This is a genomic window from Candidatus Rokuibacteriota bacterium (assembly GCA_030647435.1).
GTDB lineage: Bacteria > Methylomirabilota > Methylomirabilia > Rokubacteriales > CSP1-6 > AR37.
On the sequence record JAUSJX010000154.1, the window covers coordinates 1 to 8229 of the forward strand.

The window sequence follows — 8229 nt, forward strand, 5'->3', positions numbered from 1 at the left end:
ACGTCGGATCGCCAGCAGCTGAATCGTGGAGCGGAGCAGATCTTCCTTCTCCGGCGTGAGTTGCCAATCGACCCAGCTCGTCTCGTTGTCCTGGCAGTACGCGTTGTTGTTACCGCCCTGGGTGCGTCCGATCTCGTCGCCGGCCAGGATCATCGGCACCCCCTGCGAGAACAGCAGGGTAGCGAGAAAGTTGCGTTTGATGCGGTCGCGCAACGCGAGCACATCGACCGCGCCGGTCGGCCCCTCCGCGCCCCAGTTCGCGCTCCAGTTCGCGTCGGTGCCGTCGCGGCCTTCCTCGAGATTCGCCTCGTTGTGCTTCGCCTCGTAGCTCACCAGATCCTCGAGCGTGAAGCCGTCGTGGCAGGTGACGAAGTTGATGCTCGAGTTCGGCGCGCGATCGCTCGTCTGGTAGAGGTCGCTCGAGCCGGAAAGGCGCGAGGCGAGCTCGGCGACCTGTCCGCCGTCGCCGCGCCAGAAGCGGCGCACCGAGTCCCGGTACTTCCCGTTCCATTCCGCCCAGCCGACCGGGAAGTTCCCGACCTGGTAGCCGCCCTCGCCGAGGTCCCACGGTTCCGCGATCAGCTTCACCTGCGAGATGATCGGGTCCTGGTGGATGACGTCGAAGAAGGACGAGAGGCGGTTCACGTCGTGGAGCTCGCGGGCCAGCGCGGAGGCCAGGTCGAAGCGGAAGCCGTCCACGTGCATGTCGAGCACCCAGTAGCGCAGGCTGTCCATCAGGAGCTGGAGCGAGCACGGGTGCGTCAGGTTCAGCGTATTGCCGCAGCCGGTGTAGTCGCGGTAGCGGCGGCGGTCGCCCGTCTCGACGCGGTAGTACGCGGCGTTGTCGATGCCGCGGAAGCAGAGCGTGGGCCCGCGATGGTCGCCCTCGGCCGTGTGGTTGTAGACCACGTCGAGGATGACCTCGATGCCCGCCTGGTGCAGGCGCTTGACCATGGTCTTGAACTCGGCGACCTGCTCGCCCCGGGCGCCGGTGGAGGCAAATCGCGAATCCGGCGCCAGATAGCCGATCGAGTTGTAGCCCCAGTAGTTCGTGAGCCCGCGGTCGACGAGGCGCTCCTCCGCCACCGAGTGGTGGACGGGCAGGAGCTCGACGGCCGTCACGCCCAGCCGCTGGAGATGCTCCAGCGCCGGCGGCGAGGCGAGCCCCGCGTACGTGCCGCGGAGCTCCGGCGGCACCTGCGGGTGCCGCGCGGTGAAGCCCTTGACGTGGACTTCGTAGATGACCGTCTTGTGCCACGGCGTGCGGAGCAGCCTGTCGTCACCCCAGGAGAAGGCCGACTCGACGACGACGCACTTGGGGACGAAGGCCGCGCTGTCGCGCGGGTCGGGCGTCGCGCTCGTCTCCGCCTCGTCGGGGCGGTAGCCGAAGAGCGCGTCGTCCCAGCTGACGCTGCCGGCTACGGCCTTCGCGTAGGGATCGAGCAGGACCTTGGCCGGATTGAAGCGGTGCCCGACGGCGGGCGCGTAGGGGCCGTGGACGCGGTAGCCGTAGAGCAGCCCCGGGCGCGCTTCGGGCAGATAGACGTGCCAGATCTGGTCGCTGCGCTCGGTGACGGCGATCCGCCGGACCTCGCGCGCGGGGTTCGCCGCGTCGAAGAGGCAGAGCTCGACCGCCGTCGCGTGCTCGCTGAAGAGCGCGAAGTTGACGCCAGATCCGTCCCAGGTGGCGCCCAGCGGGTAGGGACGCCCCGGGCGGGTGCGGAAGGGCGCGGCGGCCATCGCGTCTAGCCCTCCACCGGCGTGAGCCAGAGCGCGCCGAGCGGCGGCAGGGTCAGCAGCACGGAGTGGGGCTGGCCGTGCCAGGGGATCGGCTCGCTCCTGACGCCGCCGCGATTGCCCGCGTCCGACCCGCCGTAGAGACCGCTGTCGCTGTTGAGGGCTTCCCGGTAGAAGCCGGGGATGGGGACGCCGACGCGGTAGCCGTGGCGCGGCACGGGCGTGAAGTTGCAGACGCACAGCGTGAGGCGGCTCCGCTCGCGGGCGAAGCGGGCGAAGGCGACGACACTCTGCTCGGCGTCGGTGCAGTCCATCCAGGCGAAGCCCGCCGGCTCGCAGTCCTGCTGGTGGAGGGAGGGCTCCGCGCGGTAGAGGCGGTTGAGATCCGCCACGAGGCGCTGGAGGCCGCGGTGGTAGGGTCCCATGTCGAGCAGATGCCAGTCGAGGCTCCGGTCGTGGTTCCACTCGCCGGACTGGCCGAACTCGCTGCCCATGAAGAGGAGCTTCTTGCCGGGGTACGCCCACATGAAGGCGTAGAGAAGACGCAGGTTGGCGAAGCGCTGCCAGTCGTCGCCTGGCATCTTGGCGATCAGCGAGCCCTTGCCGTGGACGACCTCGTCGTGGCTGAGCGGCAGGACGAAGTTCTCAGTCCAGGCGTAGAGCATCCCGAATGTCAGCTGGTTGTGGTGGTACTTGCGATGCACGGCCTCGCGGCGCATGTAGTCGAGCACGTCGTGCATCCAGCCCATGTTCCACTTGAACCCGAAGCCCAGGCCCCCCAGGTGCACGGGCCGGGAGACCATGGGCCAGGCCGTGGACTCCTCGGCGACGGTGACGACGCCGGGGTGGGTGCCGTAGACGACCTCATTGAGCCGCTTCAGGAACTCGATGGCCTCGAGGTTCTCGCGCCCGCCGTGGACGTTCGGCACCCACTCGCCGGCCTTGCGCGAGTAGTCGCGGTAGATCATCGAGGCGACCGCATCCACGCGCAGGCCGTCCACGTGGTACCGCTCGAGCCAGAAGAGCGCGTTGCCGATCAGGAAATTGGCGACCTCGCGCCGGCCGTAGTTGAAGACGCGCGTGCCCCAGTCGGGGTGCTCGCGCTCGCGCGGGTCGGCGTGCTCGAAGAGATGCGTGCCGTCGAAGTAGGCGAGCCCGTGCGGGTCCCGGGGGAAGTGGGCCGGCACCCAGTCGAGGAGCACGCCGACGCCGCGGGCGTGCAAGTGGTCCACGAAGGCCATGAAGTCGTGCGGGCGGCCGAAGCGCCGCGTGGGGGCGTAGTAGCCGAGCGTCTGGTAGCCCCACGAGGCGTAGAAGGGATGCTCCATCACGGGCAGGAGCTCCACGTGCGTGAAGCCCATCTCCGTCACGTAGTCCGCCAGCTGCTCGGCGGCTTCCCGGTAGTCCAGAGAACGGTGGCCGTCCTCGGGCAGGTGGCGCCACGAGCCGAGATGCACCTCGTAGACGCTCATGGGCGCGTCGAGCGCCTGCCGCCTGCCGCGCTCGGAGAGCCATGCGCCGTCGGACCACGGGTAGCCGTCGAGGCGCTCGACGACGGAGGCCGTGCGGGGCTCGTCGGGCTCGAAGCCGAAGGCGTAGGGGTCGCTCTTCAGCGCGAGCGGAGCGCCCGAGTGGGACAGGATCTCGAACTTGTAGCGCGCGCCCTCGGCCACGCCCGGCAGGAAGAGCTCCCAGACGCCGTTGCCCGGGTGCAGGCGCATCGGGTGCCTGCGTCCGTCCCAGCCGTTCCAGTCGCCGACCACGCTGACGCGCTTCGCGTTGGGCGCCCACACGGCGAAGATGACGCCCGCCACATCGTCGAGGGACGCCGCATGGGCGCCGAGCTTGTCGTAGACGCGATAGTGCGTGCCTTCACCGAGCAGGTGGAGGTCGAAGCCGGACAGCGTCGGCGGGAAGCGGTACGGGTCCTCGACGTCGGCGACGCGTCCCGCGCCGTCCGTCACCCGGAGACGATACGCCAGCGGCAGCCGCCCGGCGATCTCGCCCTCCCAGAGCCCGTCCGGATGGATGGGCTTGAGCGGATGGGCGAGGAAGGCGCCGCCGTCGGCCATCACCGCGACCTCGCCGGCGCCGGGCAGGAAGGCGCGGACGGTGACGCTGCCGTCGCGGGACGCGTGAGGGCCCAGCACCGCGAAGGGATCGTCGTGCTTCCCGGTGACCAGCATCTGGATGACTTCGGGAGTGAGGCTCATGGACGTCGCCTGGTCAGGCGGCCGCCGACGCTAGAAGGAGCGGATCAGGCGCTCCACCCGCTCGTCGTGGCTCTGGAACGGGTCCTTGCAGAGGATGGTCTCGCGCTCCGGGTCGTTGAGCTTCAGGTACACCCAGTCCACGCGGTAGTCCTTCCCCTTGAGGTTGGCCTGCCGGATGAATTCGCCCCGCAGGCGCGCCCGCGTCGTCTGCGGCGGCAGGTGCTTGGCCCGCTCGATGGCGTCGTCCGTCGTGATCCTGTCGACCATGTCGTGCTTGACCAGTTGGAAGTACAAACCCTTGTGGGGGCGGATGTCGTGGTACTGGAGGTCCATGAGCGAGACCTTGGGGTCGCGCCAGGACAGCCGGTGCTTCTCCATGAAGGACTCGATGATGCGCTTCTTGATGACCCAGTCCACCTCGCGGTACAGGTTCATCGGGTCGCCGTGGAGGGCCTCGATCACGTGCGTCCAGCGCGCGAGCACGTCCTTCGTCACGGGGTCGGCGTCGATCGAGTTGACGTAGCGCGTCGCGTGCTCGAGGTACTCCGTCTGCAGCTGCAGCGGCGTGATCGTCCGCCCGTCCTTGAGCCTGACCGTCTCCCGCAGCGTCGGGTCGTGGCTGATGTCCCGGATGGCCTGGACCGGCGACTGGAGGCTGTAGTCCTTGTCGAAGAAGCCGTCCTCGATCATGTCGAGCAGCAGCGCGGTGGTGCCGACCTTGAGGTAGGTCGCCACCTCCGACATGTTCGAGTCGCCCACGATGACATGCAGGCGCCGGTATTTCTCGGCGTCGGCGTGCGGCTCGTCGCGGGTGTTGATGATCGAGCGCGACGAGGTCGTGGCGCCGGAGATCTCCTGGCAGATGTGCTGCGCCCGCTGGGAGAGGCAGTAGTGGAAGCCGCGCGGGGTCTGGAGCACCTTGCCCGCGCCGGCGAAGATCTGCCGCGTAACGAAGAAGGGGATCAGCCCCTCGGCCAGGCGCTGGAACGACACGTCGCGGCTGACGAGATAGTTTTCGTGGCAGCCGTAGGAGTTGCCGGCCGAGTCCGTGTTGTTCTTGAAGAGCAGGATGTTGCCCGAGATGCCGTCCTCGCGCAGCCGCTTCTCGGCCTGGTGCAGGAGGTCCTCGACGATCCGCTCGCCCGCCTTGTCGTGGATGACCAGCTCGGTGATGTCGTCGCACTCAGGTGTGGCGTACTCGGGGTGGAAGCCCGTGTCGAGGTAGAGCCGGGCGCCGTTCTCGAGGAAGACGTTGGCGTTGCGCGCGCCGGGGATGACCTTCTCGAACAGGTAGCGCGCGACGTTGTCCGGCGACAGGCGCCGCTGGCCGTTGAGCGTGCACGTCAGGCCGTACTCGTTCTCGATACCGAAGATGCGGCGCTTCATGAGGGACTCAGCCTAGCAGGGAGGGGGACCGAGGGCAACTATTCCGAGTGGGGGGGCGACTTGTCGTCCGCGAGGAGCTGATGGAGCACCTCGGCCGGGATGCGGCGGAACATTCGGCGCTCCTTGCCGCGGTCCAGGACGGCGACCTCGAGGTCGCGCTCGGTCAGGGTCTTGTTCTGCGTCACCATGAGGGCCCGGACGCCCAGCTTGACGGCGCCCGCGAAGTCGAGCCCCTCCTGGTAGTTGTCCTTGAGGTAGCGCCGGATCTCGTCCGACTGCCCGCCCATGGCCGCGTAGTTCTTCTCGTCCTCGATCGTGCCGTCGTAGAGGATGTGGTAGATCTCGTTCTTCGTGCCGTTGCTGTCGCCGACCTCGACCACCAGCACCTCGACCTCGAACGGCTTGATATCCTGCGTGAAGATGTTGCCGAGCGCTTGGGAGTAGGCGTTGGCGAGCGACTTGGCGGTCACGTCCCCGCGGCTGTAGGAGTAGCCCTTGATGTCCGCGTGCCGGACGCCCGCCACGCGGAGGTTCTCGAACTCGTTGTACTTGCCCACGCCGGCGAACGCGATGCGGTCGTAGATCTCCGAGATCTTGTGCAGGAGCGTCGAAGGGTTCTCGGCCAGCAGCAGCACGCCGTCGCGGTATTCGAGGGCCACGATCGCCTTGCCGCGGGCGATGCCCTTGCGGGCATACTCCGCCTTGTCCTTCATCATCTGCTCGGGCGAAACGTAGTACGGAAGCGGCATTACAGGTGCCCTCGCTCGCCCAGGATGGCTTCGCAATACCGGCGGATCTCGTCGTCCGCCACGTCGCCGAAGCCCGAGCGGGTGATGGTCTTGACGGTCGGGTAGATCCCGCGCTGGAGGTCGGGCCCGCCCGTGCCGAGGTCCTCGTCGGCGGCGTCCATCAGGGCCTCGATGGCCACGCGCACGGACTCGTCCTTGGACATGTCGCGCTTGAAGCGCTTCTTGAGCGAGTCGCGCGCGTCCTTGCCCCCCGAGCCCTGGGCGAAGTAGTCGGTCTCCTCGTAGCGGCCGCCGGTGACGTCGTACTTGAAGAGGCGCCCCACGCCCGCGCGCTCGTCGAAGCCCGCGAAGATCGGCACCACGACGAGGCCCTGCATGGCCATGGGCAGGTTCATCCGGATCATCTGCCCGAGCTTGTTGGCCTTGCCGTCGAGCGAGAGGTTCTCGCCCTCGACCTTCTCGTAGTGCTCGAGCTCGGTCTGGAAGAGGCGCGCCATCTCCATGGCCGGCCCGGCCGCGCCGGCGATGCCGACGCCGGAGAGGTCGTCGGACTTGAAGATCTTGTCGATGCGGCGGGAGGCGACCTGGTAGCCCTCGCTGGCCTGCCGGTCGCCGGCCATGATCACGCCGTCGCGGTAACGGAGCGCCAGCACCGTCGTGCCGTGGGGCACCGCCGGGGCGCTGTGCGGGCCACCTTCTTCGCGGGGGAGGTTCTCAGGGTGCGGCAACAGATGGGGCGCCGAGTTGCGGAGGATGTCCGCGAAGCTCGACGTGGCGTAGTCGAAGAACGCGCCCTGCCAGCGGTCAGGCGTCATGCTCACACGTCACCCGCCGGCTTGCCGAGGTTGCGCAGCAGGTCCCCGGCCGTGGCGGATTCGGCGAAGAGCTGGCGGACGTGCGCCTCGGTGCCGCGCAGCGGTTCCAGCATGAAGATCTTCTTGAGCGGGCCTTCCTTGAGGTCGAAGATCACCGAGTCCCAGGACGCCGACACGACCTCGTCCGAGTACTTCTGCAGGCACATGCCGCGGAAGTAGGCGCGCGTGTCCTTGGGGGGGTCGTAGATCGCCTTGGTCACCTCGTCTTCCGAGGTCATGCGCTCGACCGCGTCGGACTCCTCGAGCTTGTAGTAGAGCCCCTTGCCCGGCCGGATGTCGTGGTACTGGAGATCGATCATCGCCACGCGCGAGTCGGACCACTCGAGGCCGTGCTTGCCCATGTAGCTCTCGATAAGCGAGCGCTTGATGACCCAGTCGACCTCGCGGCCGAGGCTCATCGGGTCCCTCGCCAGGCGGTCGAGCACCGAGCCCCAGCGCGCCATGACGTCGTCCACCCAGGGCTCGTGCTCGCGGGTGCGGTAGTACTCGCGCGCGAGGGCGAGGAACTCCTGCTGGAGATCCACGGCGGTGAGCGCGCGGCCGTCCTTGAGCTTGAAGGTGTCGCGGCAGCCGAGGTCCCGGGACACCATGCGGTACGCGAGCACCGGGCTCTCGAGCGAGAGGTCCCGCTCGATGAAATCATCCTCGATCATGCTGAGCACGATCGCCATGGTGCCGCACTTGAGGTAGTTCGCGACCTCGCTCATGTTCGCGTCGCCCACGATGACGTGCAGGCGACGGTACTTCTCCGGGTCGGCGTGCGGCTCGTCGCGCGTGTTGATGATGGGGCGGCTGTGCATCGTCTCCAGCCCCACCTCGGTCTCGAGGAAGTCGGCCCGCTGCGAGACCTGGTAGTCGCAGTGCTCCGTGTTGTTCTCGGCGCCGACCTTGCCCGCGCCGGTGAAGACCTGCCGGCTCGCGAAGAACGGCATCAGGTACTGGACGATGCGCGCGAAGGGCACCTTGCGGTCCATGAGGTAGTTCTCGTGGGTGCCGTAGGAGTTGCCCTTCGAGTCGGTGTTGTTCTTGTAGATGAGGATCCGCTGCTCGGGCGGCGAGACGGCCTCCGCCCGCACGCGGGCGAGGTCCAGGATGCGCTCGCCGGCCCTGTCCCAGATGACGCAGTCGCGCGGGTTGGTCGTCTCCGGCGAGGAGTACTCGGGGTGCGCGTGGTCGACGTAGAAGCGCGCGCCGTTCGAGAGGATGAGGTTGATGAGGCGCGACTCCTCCTTCGACGGCGTCTCCTTCTCCTCCATGTACTCGAAGCCG

General features: G+C 68.1%; 6 protein-coding genes. All 6 read right to left on the reverse strand.

What is annotated here, in order from left to right; genetic code table 11:
• On the reverse strand, positions 1-1740 hold a 1740-nt coding region (glgX, locus tag Q7W02_26635; protein MDO8479708.1), incomplete at its 3' end, for a glycogen debranching protein GlgX.
• A 5-nt stretch (positions 1741-1745) separates the two neighbouring features.
• Positions 1746-3950: a 1,4-alpha-glucan branching protein GlgB gene (glgB, locus tag Q7W02_26640; protein MDO8479709.1), complete on the reverse strand. Its 2205-nt coding sequence runs from the start codon at positions 3948-3950 to the stop codon at positions 1746-1748.
• Between the two features lie 30 nt (positions 3951-3980).
• Positions 3981-5336, reverse strand: a complete 1356-nt coding sequence (gene pafA / locus Q7W02_26645) for a Pup--protein ligase (GenBank protein ID MDO8479710.1) — start codon at positions 5334-5336, stop codon at positions 3981-3983.
• A gap of 38 nt (positions 5337-5374) precedes the next feature.
• Positions 5375-6085: a proteasome subunit alpha gene (prcA, locus tag Q7W02_26650; GenBank protein ID MDO8479711.1), complete on the reverse strand. Its 711-nt coding sequence runs from the start codon at positions 6083-6085 to the stop codon at positions 5375-5377.
• Entirely contained in the window at positions 6085-6900 is an 816-nt protein-coding gene (prcB, locus tag Q7W02_26655; GenBank protein MDO8479712.1) for a proteasome subunit beta, read from the reverse strand. Before prcB ends, prcA begins: the two co-directional genes overlap by 1 nt.
• Before the next feature lie 2 nt (positions 6901-6902).
• The coding region (gene dop / locus Q7W02_26660) for a depupylase/deamidase Dop (protein MDO8479713.1) at positions 6903-8229 on the reverse strand (1327 nt) is incomplete at its 5' end.